Consider the following 20,601-nt stretch of genomic DNA (forward strand, 5'->3'; position numbering starts at 1 on the left):
CTATCCCTTCGCCACTGAGTGCTTTTGCCCCATTTTCGAGCACGGCACGTGCACGCTCAGTGGGCGCGCCCGTCTGTCTCCAGCCCTTCTATCAACGGCCCGTATCTTGCTTGAGCCAAGCTAATCAATGACATGGCATTTTGCCGTCAGTCATTTCAAAGCTTCACCCAGCGGTGCACCGCGTGGGTCGTTTTTGGGGAGTGGTCGGACATGCACAGCCTTTTGTCACCGGGTATTCGCCTGCTGGGGCGTTTCGGCTTCGCGCGCAAGTTCCAGATCCTGTTCTTCCTGTTCATGCTGCCCCTGGCGGGTAGCCTGTGGATGATCGGCTCGGACTATCGCGACAAACTGACCGTGATTTCCAGCGAGCAGTCCGGGGTTCGGCAACTGCTGGCCCTGGATGCGCTGGATGGCCAACTGACGGCCCAACGTAACCTGGCGGCGCGTTGGAAAGCCGCAGACATTCTGCACGCGCCGACCCCGGCGGCGAAGGCGGCGATGGACAAGGTGGATGCCAATTTCCCGGTGATCCTGCAAAGCCTGCAAGCCCTGGGCGATTCGCTCAAAGCCCAGAACGCCAGTGCCGATATCCTCGCGCGCTTCGAGGCGTTGCAGGCGACAGTCAAGGGCATGGACTCCCAATCCCTGCGCACGGTGGGCTGGTGGCCGGACGGTTACGACCGTTTCACCTCGGCCCTGACCGCGATGCAGACCCTTCGCGAGCAGATCACCCTCGACGCCGGGTTGATCCTCGACCCGTGGCTGGAAACCTACCTGCTGATGCAGATGTCCACCCAGCACACCCCCGACCTGATCGAGCGTATTGGCCGCATGGCCAGTGTCGGCCAGTCGTCCATCGCTTCGGGGCAGTTCACCCTGCAAAGCCGCTTGCAGATGCGTGACCTGCGCAGCCGCATCGGCGATGCGCGGGACCAATTGGTCAAGGCCGCGGCCTCGCTGAAGGCCAAGCAGTATGCCGGTCTGGAACCATGGACGGCGCAGTACGACAGCAGCCTGCAACGCCTGGACAACGAACTCAAAGTGCTCGACGACGGCGTATTCGGCGGCACCATCAAACTCGACACGGCGGCCTTTGAAACCAGTGTCGACGACATGCTCGACAGCCTGGGCGCGCTGCGTAGCCAATCGCTCAATTCGCTGGATGCGCGCCTGGGTCACTACCGTGATCGCTCACTGCAGAAGTTCGTCCCGGTGGCGGCGACCTTCAGCCTGTTGGCGTTGGCTGCGTTGTACCTGTTCATCTGCCTGCAAGCTTCGATCCGCCGCAGCGCCAGTGGCATCACCACCCTGGCCGAGTCGCTACGCGACGGCAACCTGTGCGTCGAGGTGGCGGTGGAAGGGCGCGACGAGCTCGCGGCCATCAGCACCGCGCTGAACGTGGCGGTGGTGCAGTTGCGCACCAGCCTGTTGGGGGTCAATCACGAGACGCAGCAACTGGGGGCGGCGGTGCTGACCCTCAATTCGCAATCGGGCAGCACCCTCACCGAAGTCGAAGACCAGCAACAGCAAATCAGCCAGATTGCCGCCGCCGCCACCCAATTGGCCGCGACGTCCCTGGGCGTCGCCAAGAGCTGCGAACAAGCCTCGGGCAGCGCCCAGCAGACCCGACGCATCGCCGAAGACAGCAGCCGCGACAGCCAGCGCACCACGGCCAGCATCCAGCAACTCAACCTGCGCCTGACCGACACCGCCGATGCGCTGGAGCAGGTCAGCCAGCAAGGCCAGCAGATTCAATCGGTGGTCGACACCATCCGTGGCATTGCCGAACAGACCAACCTGCTGGCGCTCAACGCCGCCATCGAAGCCGCCCGTGCCGGTGAGCAGGGCCGCGGGTTTGCCGTGGTGGCCGATGAAGTGCGCAGCTTGTCGCAACGCACCCAGGCGTCCACCGCGCAGATCGCTGGCACGGTAGACAGCCTGCGCGCCACGGTCAGCCAGGCGGTCACGTTGATGGGCGCCGCGTGTGAACAGGCCCTGACGGATGCTGAATCCGTCACCGGGCTGGGCACACGTTTGGGCGAGATTGCCGGTGCGGTGCAGCACGTGACCGACACCTTGGCGCAGATCGCCACCGCTGTTGAAGAGCAAGCGGCGACGGCGGATGAAGTGAGCGGCAATATCCAGCAAGTGGACCAGGCGGCAGGGCGTTTGCTTGACGGCGCACGGGCAGTGAACCGCGCGGCCGACACCTTGAGCAAGGGCAGCCAGGCATTGAGCGATAACACCGCGCGGTTTCGCCTGGGCTGAGCAGGTTTTTGTGGTCAGCAAACTTCCTATGGTGAGCCCGCTCCCCACAGGAAGCCCAATCACCACAACAAGCTCCCCCCACCACAGGAACCTTCGGCTTCTACAGGGCTCACTTACTAGGTCGCTCTGTTTCGTCGCCGAAAGGACTCCGCATGACTTCAGCCCCGCCAACAACCCTCCCGCACGGCCCCGTCACCCGCGAACTCAGCCTGCGCGCCGTCATCACCGGCAGTGTCCTCGGCATCCTGCTCACACCTTCCAATGTCTACGCCGGGTTGAAAATCGGTTGGTCGTTCAACATGTCGATCATCGCGCTGCTGATCGGCTACGCCATCTTTCAAGGCGTGGCCAAGCGTTCCACCGACCACCTGCCGTGGACCTTGCATGAAAGCAACATCAACCAGACCGTCGCCTCGGCCGCGGCTTCAATCATTTCCGGCGGACTGGTAGCGCCGATCCCGGCCTATACCTTGCTGACGGGCAACCAGTTGGACGCTATCCCCATGATTGCCTGGGTGTTCTCGGTGAGTTTCCTGGGCATCTGGATCGCCTGGTATCTACGGCCCTCGTTGCTGAATGACAAGGCGTTGAAATTCCCCGAGGGCATGGCCACCCTGGAGACCTTGCTGCACATCTACAACCATGGGCGCGAAGCCGCGACGCGCTTGAAGGTGCTGCTCAGCGCCGCGTTGCTCTCCGGGCTGGTCAAGTGGGTCGATACCTTTATGTGGGCCTTCCCGCGCTGGTCACCCAGCGCCCAGTTGGAGCGCCTGACCTTCACCGCCGACCCTTCGCTGTTGTTGGTGGGCTTTGGCGGCATCATCGGCATTCGCGTGGGGCTGACCCTGCTGCTCGGCGCCTTGCTCGCCTGGGGTGGCCTGGGTCCCTGGTTGTTGGCGCAACAGCTGGTGACGCTGCCGGCTGACAGCAGCGGCCCGCAGTTCGCCGCGTTGGTGGAGTGGTTATTGTGGCCGGGCGTAAGCCTGATGGTGTGTTCCACCTTGGCCTCGCTGACGATTCGTTTGTGGGCGTTGTACCGGTCAACCGACGCCAGCGGCGGTTCGACTTGGACAGTGCCCAAGCCGGGGCCGGCCGCCGGTTTTGTATTGTCGATCGTGCTGGTGGTGAGCCTGCAGGCAGCGCTATTTGGCATCAATCTCGGTATGGCGTTGCTCACCATTCCATTGGCGATCTGCCTCGCCGCCGTCGCCGCGCGCGTGGTGGGCGCCACCGGCATTCCGCCTATCGGCGCCATTGGGCAACTGTCCCAGCTGAGCTTCGGCATCGTCGCGCCGGGGCAGGTGCCGATCAACTTGATGAGCGCCAACACGGCCGGTGGTTCGGCCGGGCAGTGCACCGACTTGATGAATGATTTCAAGGTGGGCAAGGCCATTGGCGCCACGCCGCACAAGCAGGTGATCGCGCAGATCCTGGGGATTTTCATCGGCAGTATCGTTGGCGTCTTCGCCTACCTGGCGTTGATCCCGGATCCGCAAACCATGCTGCTCACCGAAGAGTGGCCGGCGCCGGCGGTCGCCACCTGGAAAGCCGTGGCGCAAACCCTTACCCACGGGTTGGATTCACTGTCCACCAGCATCCGCTGGGCAATTGCCATCGGCGGCTTGGTCGGTGTTCTGCTGGGTGTGGCGGACAGCCTCTTGCCTGCCCATCGCGCCCGCTTCCTCCCGAGTGCCGCCGCCCTGGGCCTGGCCTTTGTGCTGCCGGCCTCGGTTTCGCTGATGATGGCCCTGGGCGCCATACTGACCTGGCTGCTGAGCTGCCGCTGGCCGAGCCTCACCGAGCGCTTTGCGATTACCGCCGCCGCCGGCTTGATTGCGGGGGAGAGCATCACCGGCGTAGGCGCTTCGTTGTGGTCGATGATGGGCTGAAGCGTGGCTCGGCAGTTGCCGAGCCTGCCGCCATGGCCTCAGGCGATCTTCACATTCATGGTGATCCTGGCGGTAAACACCTTCACTTCGCCCTCATCAAAAATATCCACCGGCACGATCTTGTCCCCCGCGGTGGACCAATCAATGCCGCTGCCATCCGCCACGGCGCGGATGTTCGACTTGGCCTTCGCCAGGTACTCCACGGTCATGCCCTTCGGAATCCACTTGGCGCCTTGGGGGATCGACACGTCCGTCATCGTCCCACCGGCCAGCTCAGCGGCGTTGCACAGGGCGATGGCATGCACCGAGGCCAGGTGATTGGTGATTTCCTTGCGAAACGGCACGTTGACCACGGCATGCCCAGGACGCAGTTCGGCGATTTGGGGGCTGATGGTGCTGAAGTAGGGCGCCACCTGGCAGGCCATTTGGCTGAACGCTTCGGGGCCTGCGCTGTTGAACATGTTGAGAAACTGGCTCATGGATAATCCTCCTGATAATGATTACAGAATAATATTCTGTAACGGAACAATATTCCGTAAAATCCAGCCATGTCAAGCCATGCCTTCTCTGCGGGCGGCTGTACCTTTAGACTCCGTACATTTGGCGAGCCACTTCATGCATGCACCTGACCTGATCGAGCGCACCTTCCCGGGCCGGCGCAGCGACCTCAAGCGCAGCATCCTGCGCGAGGCCCTGGCCAGCTTTAACGACGTGGGTATTGAAGCGACGAATATCGAAACCATCCGCGCGCGGTGCGAGACCAGCGTGGGCGCGATCTACCATCATTTCGGCAACAAGGAAGGCATCGTCGCCGCGCTGTTTTTTGCCGCGCTGGAAGATCAGGCCGCCTTGCGGGAGCAACACCTCAAGCAGGCGCAAACCGCCCAGGCCGGCGTGGAAGCGCTGGTGCGCAGTTATGTGGAGTGGGTGGATGCGCAACCCGAATGGGCGCGCTTTATGTTCCAGAGCCGTTTCGCCGTGGCCAACGGCCCGCACAAGGATGAGCTGCTCACCCGCAACAAGCAGCGCAATGCACAGCTGACCGAGTGGATGAGCGATGAAGGCCGCCGTGAGGCGTTCAGCCATATCCCGGCAGAACTGCTGCTGTCGCTGATCATCGGCTCGGCCGAAAGCTATGCCCGTGCGTGGTTATCCGGCCGGGTCAAGCACAGCCCGAATCACTACGCCGCGTTGCTGGCACAGGCGGCGTGGGCCTCGATCAGCCAAACGCCTCCACAATAAACGCCTCCAGCGTCGCCTCTTCGAGGATCTCCATGGAGAAATGCCCGAAGCGCTTGGGCAGCCAGATAATGCGCCCCCCGGACGGCGATTGCAGGTTCTCGCGGGCCAGGGGTACGCCGTTTTCGTTCTCCGGCTGCACACCGGCGGCGATCAGTTCGTCATAAGCGATCTCGATGTCCGGCGTGGTGTAGCAGTGGCGGTAAATCATGCCTTCGCCGTGGGCGTCCAATAGCTCGCGCAGGTTGCCGGCGATCGGCTGGACCAGCATGAAGCGTTCTTGCCCCATCAACACCACGGCATAGCGCACATGCAGGCCGCCGCGCTCCCACACGAACGTCTTGGAGATGCGTGCCTTGAGAATGCGTGCGTAATAGGCACAGGCTTCTTCAAGGTTTTCGACCAGTATGTCGACGTGGCTGAATTTCAGATCCATGGTGTGCCTCCTCTCGAACCGATCCCCATGGTAACCACGGCGTCCGTCACGTGGAAAATAATTTGTCGGCACTCCCGAAGGCTGGCGTAGTCTGTTTCCAAGACATTCCTCTCGCCCTGCGGAGCCTTCAATGATCATCGTCCACCACCTCAACAACTCACGCTCGCAACGCATCCTGTGGCTGCTCGAAGAACTCGGCCTGCCCTATGAGATCAAGCGCTACCAACGCGACCCGAAAACCAACCTCGCGCCGCCGGAGCTCAAGGCGATCAACCCGCTCGGCAAATCCCCGGTGATCGAAGACGGCGGCCTGGTGCTGATCGAGTCCGCTGCCATCATCGACTACCTGATCCGCCGCCACGGTCAGGGCCGTCTGCAACCGGACCCTGCCAGCGCCACCTACGACCACTACGTGCAGTGGCTGCACTTTGCCGAAGGCTCGGCCATGTTGCCGTTGATGCTCAACCTCTACGTCGGCCGCCTGGGCGAGGCAGGCGCGCCGTTGCATTCGCGTATCGAATCGGAAGTTGCCAACTACCTCGGTTACCTGAACGACGTGCTCGCGGGCAAAGCCTACCTGCTTGGCGATGAGCTGAGCGGCGCGGACATCCAGATGAGTTTTATCGGTGAAATCGCCAGAGCCCAGGGCAAGTTGCAGGCCTACCCGAACCTGGCGGCGTGGGTGGAGAAATTCCAGGCGCGACCTGCGTATCGCAAGGCGGTGGAGCAGGGCGGGGCGTATGCGTTTGCCCAGTGATTAACGCTGCTGCAACGCCACCTTTAGCCCGAGGCCCATAAACAGCGTGCCGATGATTTTGCCTTCCCAGCGCCGCAGTTTGGACAGCCCCTTGATGCCTCGGCTCAAGGGGCGGATGGCGAGGGCGAGCAGGCTGGTGTACAGCGCACTGAGCACCGAGAAGATCAGGCCCAGCACCGCGAACTGAACCAGCGACGAGCCGGATTCCGGGTGGACGAATTGCGGTAGGAACGCCAGGAAGAAAATCGCAGTCTTCGGGTTGAGCACCTCGGCGCCCACCGCCTGGAAAAACGCCTGGCGCGGGGTGACGGCGGGCAAGGTCAGGCCCGCCTGTGTGCCGGTCTTGGCCATGAACGCGCGTACGCCCAGGTAGATCAGGTAGGCCGCACCGGCCCACTTCACCGCGTTGAACGCCGTGGCCGACGTCATCAGGATCGCCGACAACCCCAACGCCGCGCCCAGGGTATGCAGCAAGTCGCCGCACGCCACGCCCAGCCCGGTCGCCACGCCGACCTTGCGCCCGCCTTGCACGGTGCGGGTGATCACCAGCAACACAGAGGGGCCTGGAATCAGAAACAGGCCAATCACTACGGCGACATAGGTGATGAGGGAGGCGAGTTCAAACATGGCGGACGCTCTCGAAATAGGGCACGGCCTCCAGTTATCCTCAAGTGAATGGCGTTTACAACTGTTAACGGATTGAACGGCGCAATCGCTATAGGCTTTGGGGTGTCCGCCCTGGAGCCCATCGCCATGAACCTGCGAGCCGTCACTGCCACGTTGTTTGCCTTTGTCCTGTTGCTGCCGTCACCGGCCGAGGCCGCGACGCCTATCACCCACGTCGCCATTTACCGGGGCCCGGCGGGTTGTGATGACTGTTCCGAAAACGTGGCGAAGGCCCTGCAACGACTCAATCCCAACTATCACATCGATTTTGTGGGCGCGGATGAGTCGATCGACATCACGCCACAAACCCTGGCGCGCTATGACCTCTACGTACAACCCGGCGGCGGCCAGGACATTCCCGCAGCGCTGCGCAGCCTGGGTGAGGCACGTAGCGAGGCCATCCGCAGCTACGTCGCCAACGGCGGCCGCTACCTGGGCTTGTGCATGGGCGCCTACCTGGCGGACGACAACAACCTTGGCCTGATCCCCCAGGACCTCGACGGCGAAGCCGGCCGCCCCGGTTTCGAAGTGCCCGGCATCGCCGACGCCGCCGTACAAGTCACGTGGGCGGGCAAGCCTGATCACGTGTTCTTCCAGGACGGCCCCTACTTTCCGAAAGGGTCGTACAAAACCATCGCCACCTACCGCAACGGTGACGTCGCGGCGGCGCGGTATACCTTTGAAAAGGGCGTGGTGGTGCTGAGCGGCCCGCACCCTGAGGCCAGCCAGCAGTGGTTCGAGAATGCCGAGATCCCAGTGAGCAAAATGCCCGAGGGTGATCTGTTTGGTTCGTTGATCCGCAGCTTTTGAAGCCCCTTGTTCTTAGAACGATTGCCCTTCAAAACGCTTCAAAGAAAACGACGACAGATCCAACTCGCTCTCGCCCTTCATGCACCACTGCGCAAATGCCTCACCCAGCGCCGCCGAATGCTTGAAACCGTGCCCCGAACAGGGCGATACCACCAAGGTGTGCTGCAACGTCGGGTGCCGGTCGATGATGAAGTGGTGATCTGGCGTCACCGTGTAGGCGCACACCGCTGACTTGACCACTTTGGCCGTCAGCCCGGCAATGCGGCCTTGCACCTGTTGCTCGTACATCTCCCGCTCCTGGGCGGGCGAAACAGTGCGGTCCAGCGTCTGCGGCGTGGATGAGGTGTGGTATTGCGCCGTCGCCACTTTCAAACTGCCTTCACCGGGCAACGCGGGGAAGCCGTAGTTGGTATGACCCTCGCCCGGCCCATGGATAAAAATGAACGTAGGAGACGCGCCGACCAGCGCTGCATCCGGCTCCGTTTCGAACCAGAACAGCTGCTGACGATAGACCTTGAGCAACCGATCAAACGGCGCTCCTAGCAAACCGCCCGCCCAGTTGCCCGCGCTGACCACCAGCTTGTCAGCCAGCAGGGTGCGTTGGTCAGTGGTCACCGTCACGCCGTGCTCGTCCGAGCTGATGTGGGTCACGGTTTCGCCCTTGTACAACGTCGCACCCTGTTGCTCGGCCAAGCGCAGTTGCACCTCGATGCAGCGCTCGGGCCGCACGAACCCGCCGCCCGGTTCGTAGTAGCCGATGGCGCTGTCGACCACCTGGGCAAATTGGGGAAAGCGCTGGCGAATCTGCGCCGCGTCCAGCACTTCATGCTCGATACCGTAGGTTTGCGCCAGGCCGATGGTACGCAGGGTGAAGTCGGTTTCATCGCTTGGGTCGAAATCCTCACGGGAGGTGAGCACCAGCAACCCCGACTGTTCGAACAGCGACTCCCCCGACAGCGCCTCCAACTCCCGCCAGATGCGATGGGAATTGCGCACGATGGGCACGTACTGCGCGCCTTCACCCACCGACAACCGGGTGATCCGCGTATCGCCATGGCTGGAGCCAAACGTGTGGGGCGGGTGATGACGGTCGATACCGGCGACCTTTACACCGGCCTTGGCCAGTTGGTACACCGTGGCTGCACCCATGGCGCCCAAGCCGATGACCAGCGATTCATAACGTTCCAATGTCGATACTCGCTAGAGGGGAGGCCACATAGTTGAGTGCAGCCACGGCTAAAACACAAGGGTCCGATCAGCCTGTGGTCGCGCGAAACGGCCGGAACGCCTTCCACAGTTCCTCGGCAAAAACCTGCGGCTGTTCAAACGCCGCAAAGTGCCCGCCCTTGTCCACGGCATTCCAATAGAACAGGTTGGCCCACGCCGCTTCTGCCCACGGCCGTGGCGGCTTGAAGGTTTCGGCGGGGAAAATGCTCGCGCCCATCGGCACCTGGATGCGCTCCACGCCGCCGCGCGACGACGAGAAGAAGTCCGCGCCACGAATGGTCGCGCCCACGCCTTCCCAGTACAGGCGCGCGCTGGACGTGCCGGTGCCGGTGAACCAGTACAACGAGATGTCATCAAGCATCTGGTCGCGGGTGAGGGCGTCTTCGGGGCGGCCGTTGTTGTCGGTCCACTCCCAGAACTTTTCATACATCCACGTGGCCAAGGCCACCGGCGAATCGTTCAGGCCGTAGCCGATGGTTTGCGGGCGAGTGTTCATCTGGTTGGCGTAGCCGGCCTTGTCGCTGACGTAACGCTCGATGTCCTCAAAGGCCTGGCGCTCTTCTTCGGTGGGGTGGGCGGGCAATTGCGCCGGCACCACCATCGGCAAATTCACGTGCGCGGCCATCAGGCCCTCGGGTGCCTGGCCGGCCAGTGCGGTGGTGATGGCCGCGCCCCAGTCGCCGCCCTGGGCCACCCAGTGCTTGTAACCCAACCGCTGCGTCATCAGCACCGCCCAGGCCCGGGCGATGCGCGCCGGATTCCAGCCTTGCTCGGTGGGTTTGTCGGAAAAGCCGTAGCCGGGAATCGCCGGCACCACCACATGGAATGCGTCTTCAGCCTTGCCGCCGAACGCCACCGGATCGGTGAGGCGCTCGATCACATTCAGGAACTCCAGCACCGAGCCGGGCCAACCGTGGGTCAGCAGGATCGGCGTGGCGTTCGGGTGCGGCGAGCGGGCGTGAATGAAGTAAATACCCACGCCGTCGATCCGCGTGCGGAACTGCGGGAAGCTGTTCAAGCGCGCTTCAAACGTGCGCCAGTCATAGCCGTTGAGCCAGTAGTCCACCAGTGACTTCGCGGCATCCAACGGCACGCCTTGGGACCAGTCCTCCACCAACTCCTGATCGGGCCAACGGGCCAGGCGCAAACGCAGTTGCAAATCCTCGATGGCGGCTTGGGGCACGTGCACCTCAAACGGGGTGACGGCCTCCGTGGCGGGCGGCAACACCAAAGGGCGATGGGCGGAAAAATCGAAGGTGGCGGGCATTTCTGTCTCCAGGGTTCAATGGTTTGTAACGACCGCTACAAAATAGCCTGGGCAGAAATCCCTCGTCAATGATATTGTATCGGCCGATACAGAATCGGCAGGTGAACCATGGCGAGAAAAATTGCGTTTGATTACGACCAGGCCGTCGAGAAGGCCAAGGTGTTGTTCTGGCAGCGCGGCTACGTCGCCACCGGCCTGCGCGACTTGCTCAAGGTCATGGACATCGGTGAAAGCTCCTTCTACAACTCGCTCAAGAGCAAGAAGCAGCTGTACCTGGCCTGCGTGCAGCGTTACGAAGATGATGTGGTGGCGCGGCGCCTGGAAGCCCTGGTATCGGCGCCCACGGCGGCCGAGGGTATTCGCGCATTTTTCAGCGTGATCCTCGATGACCTGGAAGGCGCACAGATGCCATCGCCCCTGTGCATGGTGGCCGCGATGGTGACGGACGTGGTGTTGTCAGACCCGGAACTGCGCGAGCGCGCTGAACAAGGGTTGGAAGCGGTGCGCGGCATCATGGCCGAGCGCCTGGGCGAAGATCAGGCCCAGGGCGTGCTGCCAGCATCCCTCGACCCGCAAGTGACCGCCTCGGTGATCCTTACCTACCTGCAAGGCCTGTGGCGCATGGCGCTGGTGAAGTTCGAGCGACCTGGCTTCGAACGCCAGGTCGACACGTTTTTGCAGGGGCAGGGGCTTTAGTCAGCGCACCACGTCGAGGGTCTGAATTTCATTCACGTAGTGGGTCTGGCTCGACGTCGACTCCAGCGTCAGCGCCACGCCCAGGTCTTTGATAAACGCGCGATTGGACGAATAACCGTCCTGCTCGCAAGTCAACCGAATGGCATCGCCCGTCAGCGACGCAAACACCTGGCGCGCCGGGAAGCGCTCGCCCACCTTGCAGGTCAAGGTGGTTTCGAGCGGTTTGTCGGTAGGCTTGACCGGCACATTGGCCATCTTCAGGTGCGCACTCAGGGTCTGGCCCGGCGCCCAGCTCGTCGGCAGTTTCACCTCGGCCTCACGGGTCTGCAGCACCTGGCCTTCGCCCACGCCGTTCATTTTCGATTTCAGCTGGATCAGGTCCGCCAGCATCAAACGGTCCACATTGAAGGCGGCGCCGTAGGCTTCATTCTTCACCAGCAAACCGCCCTCGGTTTTGAAGCGGATGGTGATCGGTGCGTCCTTGCCCGCGTCGTTCTTCGACAGGTAGCTGTAGCTCAACGTCTTGAACTTGGGTTGCAACAGCGGCGCGTCGAGCCCCTTAAGCACGTTGGGCGGCACCGGCACATCGCCGAGGTTGGTTTCCGCCACGGTGCGCGGGTAATCCACCGGCGCGATGTCCGGCCGCAGCAGCGCCAGCAGCCCGGCATTCACGCCACCCTGCACCGAACAGCTCACACGAGAATGCGTGCCCTCCGGCTCCACGATCAGCACCCGCTCCACATTGCGCAGTCCCGGCGCCTTGCCCGGCATCGGCTTGATCGCCTGCCAACTGTTGCCCACCTTCAACTCGCTGCGCGTGTATTGGCCGTCGCCTTTTTGCAGGGCCGCAGGTTGATCCAGCAACGCCGCCACGCGCGGGGCGACTTCATCAATCGTGCCGTCCACCGTAAAGCCCCAGAAGTAATACAGGCCCAACGGGCCAAGATCGCTGACCTCGTCGTTATAGGACAGCAGCTTCAACCCCGCGATGGCCGGCGCACTCACCGGCACTGCCGAGGCCTTGGGTTCGGTGCGGTCGCGCACCGCGATCCAGGTGAAGTCCTTTTGCTGCTTGAGCGGCGCATAGGCCTGCCAGGCGTCGCGATGGGTGTTCAGGCGGCTGAAGAACGTCTCGTCACAACGGATGAAGGCCTTGAGCGTGTCGACCAACGCGGCGTCATCGGCCTGGGCAAAGGAAGGCGCCAGCAGGGCAGACGCGAGCAGGGCAGCGGAAAACGGCAACTTCATGGGACAGGACTTCCTTATCGGCAGGCGAGGAACAGGGCCGGGGCATTATCCAGCAGTTGGGTGTCAGTCTCTAGTTGGCTGAACGCATCAGACGCAAACGCCAGTTACCGCCGTGCTGGGCGTGGCAGGCTTCTTCAGAATCCAGGTGAACGCAACGCGTCAATTGCACGGGCGGGATCTCGGCGTCGTGCAGGGCGGTGGCGGTCAGCTCGCGGATACGCGCATCCAGCCCCGTCGCCACGGCCTGCGCCTGGCTGGCGCGGGTGTCGAAGACCCAGGTGATGCGCAGGCTGCCGGGGAAGTCGGCGTAATTGACCGTGTGGGTCAGCCATTCAAACCCCGGGATTTCGGCTTTGGCGGTTTCGCAGGCGTCGGTGAGCGTGGCGACAAGGCGGCGTTCGATACGGGAGCTGTCGCGTTTTGATTGAGCCATGGAAACCTCCGAAAGAAGACGAGCGCTATTCTTTGCGACCTTCGCACACCGCCTTCAAGCCCAGCACCGTAGTGGGCGTCTGGCCGATATGCGTGGTGGTACTCACCACCATGTTCGCGCCGCTGTCGCCTTCCAGGTGATACGGCTTGCCGTCGCAGACTTTCGCCGCTTTCTGGTTGATGTTTTCCAGCAGGCCCTCACGCGAATTGAAGATGCTGCCATGGCTGGTGATCATGTATTCGCCCGGTGCCACTTCGTTGGCGCCGGTGAAGGTGCAGCCAGTCAGGGTTGCGGTGATGCAGCCGAGCAGCAGGAGTTTTTTCACGTCCATGTTCTCAAGTAGGGGGTTGAAGGCCGGGAAGTCTACAGCAATGCCAAGCTGTTTTTGCGGTTGCACCTGCGACCCCAACGTCAGCAACAACAAAGATCAACTGTAGGAGCTGGCTTGCCTGCGAAAGCGGAGTGTCAGACAAGAAAAAGTCGACTGACAGGCCGCTCTCCCAGCGTAGCCAAAGCCCAAACAGCGACCCCCACCGAACGTCTGCCCCTGGCGCGTGGTCACAGCTTTGCTGATACGCTGCTAATAGCTCAATGCCATTCCCTTGGTAGTCCCATGAAAACCCTACGCACCGCCTTCCCGGCCGCTTTCCCCCTTGGCGTTTCCCGTGACTCGGAAACCGCCCTGTCGGACATCGAATTCCTGCACCGCATCAGCCTCGACCTGATCGGCGAGCAAGACCTCGAAGCCCTCTATGGCAAGATCGTCGACGCCGCCGTGTCCATCACCGGTTCGCAGTTCGGCACCATGCAGCTGCTGTGCCCCGAAGGGCACCCGTCCGGCCACGGCGGCCAGTTGCAGCTCTTGTGTTCGCGCGGCCTGCCACCGGAAGCGGTCGGGTTCTGGCAATGGGTGAGCCCAATGGCCTACAGCAGTTGCACCATGGCCCTGCAACTGGGCCAGCGCGCCATCATCCCCGACTTTGAAGAATGGCCCGACATCGCCGGCACCGATGACCTGCAAGCCTTCCGCAACACTGGCATCCGCTCGGCCCAGACCACCCCGTTGCTGTCCCGCGACGGGCGCCTGCTCGGCATGATCTCCACCCACTGGAGCACGCCGCACCAGCCGTCCGAGCGCGACCTGCGCCTGCTCGACATCCTCGCCCGCCAAGCCGCCGACCTGCTGGAACGCACCATCGCCGACGAAGCCCTGCGCGAAGCCGAAGCCAAACTGCGCGCCCTCAACGAAACACTGGAGCAGCGTGTAGCCGAACGCACCGCCCTGCTCATGCAGGCCGAAGAAAAACTGCGCCAATCGCAGAAGATGGAAGCCGTCGGCCAACTCACCGGCGGCCTGGCCCACGACTTCAACAACCTGCTCGCCGGCATCTCCGGCGCGCTCGAACTGATGAACCGCCGCATCACCCAAGGCCGCCTGGCCGACGTCGACAAATACATGGTCGCCGCCCAAGGCTCGGCCAAACGCGCCGCCGTCCTCACCCAACGCCTGCTGGCCTTCTCGCGCCGGCAAACCCTGGAACCGCGCGCCACCAACGTCAACACCCTGATGTACGGCATGGCCGAACTCATCCAACGCACTGCCGGCCCCGGCATCCAGATCGAAACCACCGGCGCCCCGGATGCCTGGACCGCCTTCGTCGACGTCAGCCAACTGGAAAACGCACTGCTCAACCTGTGCATCAACGCCCGCGACGCCATGCCCCAAGGCGGCCGCATCCAACTGCAAACCAGCAACCACTGGCTCGACGCCACCGCCGCCCGCGCCTACGACCTGGCCGAAGGCCCGTACCTGCGCCTGAGCGTCACCGACACCGGCACCGGCATGTCCCCCGACGTGATGGCCCACGTGTTCGAACCCTTCTTCACCACCAAACCCATCGGCCAAGGCACCGGCCTGGGCCTGTCCATGATCTACGGCTTCGCCCAACAATCCGGCGGCCAAGTGCACCTGCACTCCACCGAAGGCGAAGGCACCTGCGTGTCCCTCTACCTCCCACGCCACCACGGCGCTGCTCCGGGTGATGAGCTGGCCCCAGGGCAAGTGGATATCGAAGTCGCCCAACACGGCGAAACCGTGCTGCTGGTCGACGACGAATCCACCGTGCGCATGCTGCTCGCCGATGTACTGGGCGAGCTGGGTTACACCGTGATCGAAGCCGCCGACAGCGCGGCGGGGCTGAAACTGTTGAGGTCGGATGTGCATATTGATTTGCTGGTGACGGACGTGGGGTTGCCGGGTGGGATGAATGGAAGGCAGATGGCGGAGGCGGGGATGGAATTGCGGCCGGGGTTGAAGACGTTGTTTATTACCGGGTATGCGGAGAATGCGGTGATGGGGTATGGGCAGTTGGGGGCGGGGATGGGGGTGTTGACGAAGCCGTTTGCGGTGGAGGTGTTGGGGGGGAGGGTTAGGGAGTTGTTGGGGAGGTAGAGATAGAGGTAGAGGTAGAGGTAGAAAAATTGTGTGATGCGGAGGGCGGAGCGGATGATCGTCCGCTTTCGATCCGATGTGGTCATCTCAGTCACTAGCTGCTTGTCCACGGCACCTCGTTGCCAAGCTACACTGCTGTCACAATATCAGCGATCCAAACCAATTATTAAAGTTCGGACAGCTGGAGTCACACTACAAAAAAACACCGGGTGTACATATCGCTTTTTTTAGTTTTAGACGGACTTGGGTTTTATAGGAGGCCAAGCACATAGTGTCCTCACCTCGACTCTGATCCCTAGCCATCTCTCAACTGACCACGGTCTGGTGCTTCGGCGGAACAAGCCTGCTCCGCGAGAGCCAATCCCCCAAGACGGAGAGTGGTTGATCTGTGGCAATCTCAAACGCAAAAAGCGATGATGTGGCGATGAGTCAATCGCGATCCATAAAAGTAAGGGTGATTTCTCAAGCGCCAGGTCACCTCCCCAAGGGGTATGGCCACGGGCTGGAAGTATTCTGACGTAAACGAGCATTGGCATATCAGCGCAACTGACTTAATTAAAAAACCTCGATTCTCAATGGTTATTAAATATCGAAACGAGTCACCATTCGGGCGATGGAGAAAATTTGGCATGATTGGAGCACCGAATGTTCAACGCTGATTCCAGAGGGAACCACGAGGATGTCCTCCACGGAGAGGCCTTATCGTTGCGCGGAGGGCCCAATGCTCCACCTTCCCTGGCCATAGGCGAAGATTTGCCTTGCAATGACATCCCTAAAATCAAGGCTACACTAGACTCAGATATAGAGCATGATAAGGCGTATCTGCCATTGACTAGGTATTACGGCAGTAAACGTAGACTTATCGGCTGGATGGTTAGTGAACTCCAACAATATGAGTTTCAAACAGCGCTTGATGTTTTTGGAGGAACATCCACGGTGTCCTTAGCTCTAAAGAATTTAGGCAAACAGGTCACGTACAATGACATATTGGAATCAAATCGAGTTACTGCAACTGCTCTGCTTTCTAATCGGCCATGTCTTACGACTCAAAAAGATCTAGAAGTTTTTTTCTCGAAAATTATCCCCGTACATGGATTTGTATCTGAGCACTTTCATGGGATTTATTATACTTCAGAAGAAAACAACTGGCTTGATGGCGCTATCAACGAGCTGAGCAAAATCGAGGACGCACTTAAAAAGTGTGAAATATTATATTGTCTGATGCAGGCGTGTTTGCAAAAGCGGCCGTTTAATCTTTTTCATCGCAAAAATTTACATCTGAGGGAAAACAACACTAGAGACACCAAGTTCGGAAACTGGGCGACTTGGGAAAGACCATTTTCGGTTCTCATTAGCCGAGCACTGGGCGAAATAATCAAAGCACGACAACCCGCCAAATACGACCCAATCATTCTGCCCTGCACTGACGCCATTGAGATCCCATCGGGCTTTGATTTTGTCTACCTTGACCCGCCATATATCCCGTTGAAAAAGAAAGACATAACCTACATGGACAGATATCACTTTCTTGAGGGGCTATGTAATCCAGGGCAATGGAAGGACAAAATTGATTTAGCGAAGATTAACCGACCAATTCCAAGCCCAGAGGATATGTGTAAATGGACGAGCAAGAAGCAATTTAAAGACCATCTATTCACACTGATCGAGAAGCATAAGGGCTCTACAGTCTGCCTCTCTTACGTGCACGACGCATATCCTGATGTGCAAGATATTAAGAGCTTTTTCTCAGCTACATTCAAGCATACTGCTTTGCTTGAACATGACATGCCCCATGCACTGAGTAAAAAAACAAAAAAGGAAATTATTCTGATAGGGAGATCGTAATGGAAATGTCGAAATTGAGATTTGTAGTGCAAGCACCTCTTTTGTATTTTATGGCATTAGTATTAATTGCTCTAGCTATAAGCTCCATGCTCTACTATACAGATGCAAATGCTGACGCTCGGTATATCGGTGTTCTTAGCGGCCTTGTGACTGGCTTAGGTATTGCGGCGATTCAATTTTTCACACAGTACATTGAGCAAAACACCCTGGCCGAATACAAAAAACATGGCTTAGATGAGTTTCTGCCGAACAGAAAAGATGCAGAATACTACCGAAAACTCATAAAGCAGACAGAAGTCGGAGATAAAATTGTAGTGGTAGGAGTCACGTGCAATAGGTTACTTGATGACTTCGCCAACCCTATAAATGACCAATCACAGGACCTTCTGGAAGCAATGGCGCGAAATGTCGACGTGACTCTGCTTCTGCCAAAGGTAAGATATCTTGTTGAGCCGAATCTCTCAGATTTCAACAATAAAACTCTCCTCAAGGCACAAGTCATCGAAGCGCAGTACCCTTCAAACTTTAAAATTCGCTATTATGACTTCGAGCCTTCACACAGTATTTTTCTCGCAGGCTCATACTGCATAGTTGGCCCTATATTCAAAAACATCCCGAGCAGGGATACCCCGGCGATAAAATTCCATAAGGATGGTCGCTATATAAAACCATACCTCCAGTATATTAACGAAACAATAAACAATTCCTCGTCCAATCATGTTTAATAAAATAAAAATTACAGCTCCTGGGCGCATTCATGTCAATTTATTTGATATGAGTAATAGTGGGTACCGACAAAATGGAGGTGTTGGATTTTGTATAGCTGGACTGGATACAATAATTGAGTTTGCCGCATGCAGTAATTTTAAAATAATCGACAATCGAGCAACTGCTTACTCCGATCGAGAAATCGGTTCTTTGATGGCTTTCTTAGAAGAGTTATATGCATCGCGTGCGTATGTACAGAAGTTTTGTCTAACATTTTTATCCGGCCCGGCGCCGCACAGTGGATTTGGTACTGGTACATCCACCCGATTAGCTTGCGTCGAGGCTGCATGCCGCTTCAACAATGTCGATGCTGATATAAAGCAGATGACATTAGCATCTGGGAGAGGTGGAACTTCTGGAGTAGGAGTTAATACCTATTTCAGTGGAGGTATGAGTATAGATCTCGGGGTTAGATCTACCAGTTTACCGTTAGCCCCATCTTCCGCGAGGCAAGGCCCATCCATCTTGCCGATCCAAATACTGAGTCTTCCTTTGCCGATCAGTTGGCAGGTTGGCATTATTGTCGCACCGAAAGCTTATAGAATTTCGGCAGAGGAGGAGATTGATTTTTTCAACAGAACTTGCCCTGTAGATCCTCTTTCCGTTCAGCAATCAATATATCATGCTCTCTCAGGGATGGCGTGCAGTGCGATTGAGTCGGATTTCGACACATTCTGTTCGGCAATTAACGCTATACAGAGAATTGAATGGAAAGAGGCAGAATGGCGTGCGCAGGTGGACTCCCTTGCTGAACTGAGGAAAGCTCTGCACGAAGCAGGAGCCAAATGCGTTGGTCTCTCTAGCTTAGGTCCAGCTATCTACTTCATGTCTGATGACCTTGATGCAGTATTCGCTAGCCTTAACCTAGCAAGTGACTACTGGCTGACAAAATGCTTTCCCAACAATTCAGGGAGGACTTTAGAAATTGATTAAACTTTTCTTTCTGTCCTCAAACCTAACGAAAATAGCACACTTTGAATATTTGCTTCGCGAACACCCGATCATGCTCTTACCGCCTCCTAACTACGGGAAACCATACTATGAGCCGCGTATCGAGGATCGGGACGAGCTATTAAAAGAGAGCATTCAGAGCGCAAACCTCAAGCTAGCAAAAAACGCTGGAGGAGGTGACCAACCTCTTCAGCCCAATATAGCTTTCAATACTGACAACGAAAACACTAGCCTTCTAGCAAGGTATGCATCAAAACATCAGCATCGCATTTTTTTTATTGAAGATACCTCAATTGCCATCGAAGCTCTTAGCAAAGGCAAAGAGTTTCCTGGCGTAGACGTCAAATATTGGATGAGAGAGACCTCATTCTCCGACCTGGATCAGCAGCTGAAGTTACTAGGCAACAACAGAAGGGTCACGGTCAGATCCGATATTGTATTGTATCTACCGCCACATCTGCGTGACAGGCCTGAGGAAACATATAAGGTATTTGTAGGTGAGGTCGCTGGATCTATTGTTGACGAAGAGGCCTCTTTCAAGACAAATAAAGTGTATCCATGGTTAGATAATAAAACATTCAATAAATGGTTTGTTCCCAAGGGGGCAAAAAAGCCTATAAGCCAGCTATCAGTCAGCTCCAGTCTGAAGTACGATTTTAGAAATCTAGCTTTGCGAAAGTTGATCTACTTTCTGAAAAAAAAGGATCTGCTTGATACTAAGCAGTCACAGATAAAGCCTTTGCAGGGAGAACTTTTCCCAAGAAAAAACTACATAATCTGCGGTGCTACATGCGCGGGTAAAACTGTTTTGGCATCATCCCTTACACGCTTTCATGCTTACCAACACATAGAGGCGAGTGATTTTATGAGGTGCGCTCTGTATTCTAGGCATGGATACACGACCACGATGAAGATTCAGAATTTTGCCATAGATGCTTTAAAAAAAGATCCGGGAATTGTAGCGCGTCAGATTGCCGCTTACCTAAAAAATATGCCGACGACAGGCATCGTAATTACAGGATTTCGCTCCCCTGAAGAGATTAAGATCTTAGAGGCTGAGCTTTCAGGTATTAGTATTGAGATACTTTACATAGATAGCAGTCTTGAAACGAGATACCAACGCAACCGTAAAAGAAATCGTGCTGATGCGCCTATTAGCTTACCTGAGTTTCGCACAAAAAATGATGCGCAGAATGCAATGGGGCTCGATGCGATTCGTGCACAATCTAAAATAATACAAAATGAGAAGAGCATATTCTCCTACATAAGAATGACGCTTCGGTTGCTCACTGATGACTCTCATTTGATACCATTTAATTGCGATTTTTCTAAAATAGTGGCATTTCTTCCACTTGAGCAGGCGCTTCTTATATCTATGCTAATGGATCATAAAAAAGGGCTTCTTCCTCTCACAACTACGCAAATCGCTAGAAATGCCGAATCTAATATTCCAGGATTGAGGATGAAAGGAGATAAGTATCTCCCCATGGATAAGAACAACGTTAGCAGATTTTTCAACCAGCGTTTTAGCCCTCATTTTGAGGCGTTTAACCAAAACGAGAAGCTATACTTCAGCTTGTCACATACGGGTATAAGTGCAGCGATCTCCCTCTTGCGAAAGATTTCAAGCGATACTCAATAATCCAGTC

The 20,601-nt window shown here is 58.0% G+C and carries 19 protein-coding genes; 11 read left to right on the top strand and 8 right to left on the bottom strand.

The genetic code is table 11. The annotated features are described in order from the left end of the window. The first annotated feature begins 210 nt into the window (after positions 1–210). Both HX793_RS11365 and HX793_RS11370 read left to right on the top strand, forming a co-directional pair. Positions 211–2,268: a methyl-accepting chemotaxis protein gene (locus HX793_RS11365; RefSeq protein WP_177095496.1), complete on the top strand. Its 2,058-nt coding sequence runs from the start codon at positions 211–213 to the stop codon at positions 2,266–2,268. A 152-nt stretch (positions 2,269–2,420) separates the two neighbouring features. Then, entirely contained in the window at positions 2,421–4,157 is a 1,737-nt protein-coding gene (locus HX793_RS11370) for an OPT family oligopeptide transporter (protein ID WP_177095498.1), read from the top strand. 38 nt (positions 4,158–4,195) lie between these two features. Here HX793_RS11370 and HX793_RS11375 read toward each other — a convergent pair whose 3' ends face one another. Beyond that, positions 4,196–4,636, bottom strand: a complete 441-nt coding sequence (locus tag HX793_RS11375) for a hotdog fold domain-containing protein (protein ID WP_177095501.1) — start codon at positions 4,634–4,636, stop codon at positions 4,196–4,198. Positions 4,637–4,772: 136 nt separating this feature from the next. Here HX793_RS11375 and HX793_RS11380 point away from each other — a divergent pair, with 136 nt between their 5' ends. Continuing rightward, positions 4,773–5,399: a TetR/AcrR family transcriptional regulator gene (locus HX793_RS11380; protein WP_016976468.1), complete on the top strand. Its 627-nt coding sequence runs from the start codon at positions 4,773–4,775 to the stop codon at positions 5,397–5,399. Here the strand turns inward: HX793_RS11380 and HX793_RS11385 are convergent. Next, positions 5,377–5,832, bottom strand: coding sequence for a VOC family protein (locus tag HX793_RS11385; protein ID WP_016976469.1), 456 nt, complete (start codon positions 5,830–5,832; stop codon positions 5,377–5,379). The genes HX793_RS11380 and HX793_RS11385 overlap by 23 nt on opposite strands. Positions 5,833–5,962: 130 nt before the next feature. Between HX793_RS11385 and HX793_RS11390 the strand changes: the two genes are divergently transcribed. After that, entirely contained in the window at positions 5,963–6,589 is a 627-nt protein-coding gene (locus tag HX793_RS11390) for a glutathione S-transferase family protein (RefSeq protein ID WP_177058754.1), read from the top strand. Here HX793_RS11390 and HX793_RS11395 read toward each other — a convergent pair whose 3' ends face one another. Continuing rightward, the gene (locus HX793_RS11395) at positions 6,590–7,216 is read right to left on the bottom strand and encodes a LysE family translocator (protein WP_177053523.1); all 627 of its coding nucleotides are present in this window, start codon (positions 7,214–7,216) and stop codon (positions 6,590–6,592) included. Positions 7,217–7,342: 126 nt separating this feature from the next. Between HX793_RS11395 and HX793_RS11400 the strand changes: the two genes are divergently transcribed. Continuing rightward, entirely contained in the window at positions 7,343–8,065 is a 723-nt protein-coding gene (locus HX793_RS11400) for a BPL-N domain-containing protein (RefSeq protein ID WP_177053522.1), read from the top strand. 12 nt (positions 8,066–8,077) lie between these two features. On the opposite strand, the gene solA is transcribed toward HX793_RS11400, so the two are convergent. Then, positions 8,078–9,253, bottom strand: a complete 1,176-nt coding sequence (solA, locus tag HX793_RS11405) for an N-methyl-L-tryptophan oxidase (protein ID WP_177095503.1) — start codon at positions 9,251–9,253, stop codon at positions 8,078–8,080. A gap of 67 nt (positions 9,254–9,320) precedes the next feature. Further along, positions 9,321–10,559: an epoxide hydrolase family protein gene (locus tag HX793_RS11410; protein WP_177095505.1), complete on the bottom strand. Its 1,239-nt coding sequence runs from the start codon at positions 10,557–10,559 to the stop codon at positions 9,321–9,323. A gap of 108 nt (positions 10,560–10,667) precedes the next feature. Here HX793_RS11410 and HX793_RS11415 point away from each other — a divergent pair, with 108 nt between their 5' ends. Then, positions 10,668–11,255 carry a TetR/AcrR family transcriptional regulator gene (locus tag HX793_RS11415; RefSeq protein WP_177095507.1) on the top strand — a complete coding sequence of 196 codons (588 nt, stop codon included), beginning with the start codon at positions 10,668–10,670 and terminating at the stop codon, positions 11,253–11,255. Here HX793_RS11415 and HX793_RS11420 read toward each other — a convergent pair whose 3' ends face one another. The 3 genes from HX793_RS11420 to HX793_RS11430 form a co-directional block, all read right to left on the bottom strand. Further along, positions 11,256–12,503, bottom strand: coding sequence for a hypothetical protein (locus HX793_RS11420; protein WP_177095509.1), 1,248 nt, complete (start codon positions 12,501–12,503; stop codon positions 11,256–11,258). It abuts the gene before it with no gap. A 70-nt stretch (positions 12,504–12,573) separates the two neighbouring features. Beyond that, positions 12,574–12,936 (bottom strand): hypothetical protein, encoded by a 363-nt coding sequence (locus HX793_RS11425; RefSeq protein ID WP_177095511.1) that lies wholly within the window; start codon positions 12,934–12,936, stop codon positions 12,574–12,576. A 25-nt stretch (positions 12,937–12,961) separates the two neighbouring features. Next, positions 12,962–13,333 (bottom strand): hypothetical protein, encoded by a 372-nt coding sequence (locus tag HX793_RS11430; RefSeq protein WP_177053517.1) that lies wholly within the window; start codon positions 13,331–13,333, stop codon positions 12,962–12,964. Positions 13,334–13,549: 216 nt separating this feature from the next. Between HX793_RS11430 and HX793_RS11435 the strand changes: the two genes are divergently transcribed. The 5 genes from HX793_RS11435 to HX793_RS11455 all read left to right on the top strand — a co-directional run bounded on the left by HX793_RS11435 (position 13,550) and on the right by HX793_RS11455 (position 20,594). Beyond that, positions 13,550–15,388, top strand: a complete 1,839-nt coding sequence (locus HX793_RS11435; RefSeq protein WP_177095513.1) for an ATP-binding protein — start codon at positions 13,550–13,552, stop codon at positions 15,386–15,388. A gap of 645 nt (positions 15,389–16,033) precedes the next feature. After that, on the top strand, positions 16,034–17,233 hold the full coding sequence (locus HX793_RS11440; RefSeq protein ID WP_177095515.1) for a DNA adenine methylase: 1,200 nt from the start codon (positions 16,034–16,036) through the stop codon (positions 17,231–17,233). Next, on the top strand, positions 17,233–17,958 hold the full coding sequence (locus HX793_RS11445; RefSeq protein WP_177095517.1) for a hypothetical protein: 726 nt from the start codon (positions 17,233–17,235) through the stop codon (positions 17,956–17,958). The genes HX793_RS11440 and HX793_RS11445 overlap by 1 nt, the downstream gene beginning before the upstream one ends. Then, positions 17,951–18,934 carry a beta-ribofuranosylaminobenzene 5'-phosphate synthase family protein gene (locus HX793_RS11450; protein ID WP_177095519.1) on the top strand — a complete coding sequence of 328 codons (984 nt, stop codon included), beginning with the start codon at positions 17,951–17,953 and terminating at the stop codon, positions 18,932–18,934. Before HX793_RS11445 ends, HX793_RS11450 begins: the two co-directional genes overlap by 8 nt. Continuing rightward, positions 18,927–20,594, top strand: a complete 1,668-nt coding sequence (locus HX793_RS11455) for a non-canonical purine NTP pyrophosphatase (RefSeq protein ID WP_177095521.1) — start codon at positions 18,927–18,929, stop codon at positions 20,592–20,594. Before HX793_RS11450 ends, HX793_RS11455 begins: the two co-directional genes overlap by 8 nt. Positions 20,595–20,601 lie beyond the last annotated feature (7 nt).

The sequence above is a fragment of the Pseudomonas reactans genome (assembly GCF_013387025.1).
Lineage (GTDB): Bacteria > Pseudomonadota > Gammaproteobacteria > Pseudomonadales > Pseudomonadaceae > Aquipseudomonas > Aquipseudomonas reactans.

Excerpts from the sequence above, each read along its gene's own strand:
- HX793_RS11365 (WP_177095496.1), top strand. The coding sequence starts at position 211 with ATGCACAGCCTTTTGTCACCGGGTATTCGCCTGCTGGGGCGTTTCGGC.
- HX793_RS11370 (WP_177095498.1), top strand. The coding sequence starts at position 2,421 with ATGACTTCAGCCCCGCCAACAACCCTCCCGCACGGCCCCGTCACCCGC.
- HX793_RS11375 (WP_177095501.1), bottom strand. The coding sequence starts at position 4,636 with ATGAGCCAGTTTCTCAACATGTTCAACAGCGCAGGCCCCGAAGCGTTC.
- HX793_RS11380 (WP_016976468.1), top strand. The coding sequence starts at position 4,773 with ATGCATGCACCTGACCTGATCGAGCGCACCTTCCCGGGCCGGCGCAGC.
- HX793_RS11385 (WP_016976469.1), bottom strand. The coding sequence starts at position 5,832 with ATGGATCTGAAATTCAGCCACGTCGACATACTGGTCGAAAACCTTGAA.
- HX793_RS11390 (WP_177058754.1), top strand. The coding sequence starts at position 5,963 with ATGATCATCGTCCACCACCTCAACAACTCACGCTCGCAACGCATCCTG.
- HX793_RS11395 (WP_177053523.1), bottom strand. The coding sequence starts at position 7,216 with ATGTTTGAACTCGCCTCCCTCATCACCTATGTCGCCGTAGTGATTGGC.
- HX793_RS11400 (WP_177053522.1), top strand. The coding sequence starts at position 7,343 with ATGAACCTGCGAGCCGTCACTGCCACGTTGTTTGCCTTTGTCCTGTTG.
- HX793_RS11410 (WP_177095505.1), bottom strand. The coding sequence starts at position 10,559 with ATGCCCGCCACCTTCGATTTTTCCGCCCATCGCCCTTTGGTGTTGCCG.
- HX793_RS11415 (WP_177095507.1), top strand. The coding sequence starts at position 10,668 with ATGGCGAGAAAAATTGCGTTTGATTACGACCAGGCCGTCGAGAAGGCC.
- HX793_RS11420 (WP_177095509.1), bottom strand. The coding sequence starts at position 12,503 with ATGAAGTTGCCGTTTTCCGCTGCCCTGCTCGCGTCTGCCCTGCTGGCG.
- HX793_RS11425 (WP_177095511.1), bottom strand. The coding sequence starts at position 12,936 with ATGGCTCAATCAAAACGCGACAGCTCCCGTATCGAACGCCGCCTTGTC.
- HX793_RS11435 (WP_177095513.1), top strand. The coding sequence starts at position 13,550 with ATGAAAACCCTACGCACCGCCTTCCCGGCCGCTTTCCCCCTTGGCGTT.
- HX793_RS11440 (WP_177095515.1), top strand. The coding sequence starts at position 16,034 with ATGTTCAACGCTGATTCCAGAGGGAACCACGAGGATGTCCTCCACGGA.
- HX793_RS11445 (WP_177095517.1), top strand. The coding sequence starts at position 17,233 with ATGGAAATGTCGAAATTGAGATTTGTAGTGCAAGCACCTCTTTTGTAT.
- HX793_RS11450 (WP_177095519.1), top strand. The coding sequence starts at position 17,951 with ATGTTTAATAAAATAAAAATTACAGCTCCTGGGCGCATTCATGTCAAT.